This is a genomic window from Salicola sp. AFF1, from assembly GCF_056783195.1.
The window spans coordinates 1-246 of the sequence record NZ_JBXAYL010000220.1 but is presented as its reverse complement, the minus strand read 5'-3'; the positions used below and the strand labels follow the sequence as shown (position 1 = coordinate 246).

Below are 246 nucleotides of genomic sequence, written 5' to 3'. Positions count from 1 at the left end.
ACGTCCTTGCGGGTGAAGCGGTAGGCGCTTTGCTCGAGGCGCTGCTGGCGGCAGGCCTCCTTAACCATGTCGTGGATATGGCCCAGCAGCTTGCGCGTCTGCGGCGGCAACTCGTCCAGGGTGCGCCCAAGCACCTCGTGGGCCAGGCGGTTGGCGGTGGCGATGTCGGCCGGGGTGACCTCGATGTAGTCCAGGCTCTGGCCGTCGCACTCAAGCTGCTTCACCTCGCGCTGGTACTGGTGCAGC

At 67.1% G+C, this 246-nt stretch carries 1 protein-coding gene; it reads right to left on the bottom strand.

Annotated elements, in window-relative coordinates:
- Nucleotides 1-246: BTB/POZ domain-containing protein (locus AC1RQI_RS17420; RefSeq protein WP_481905864.1), on the bottom strand; the 246-nt coding region annotated here is incomplete at both ends.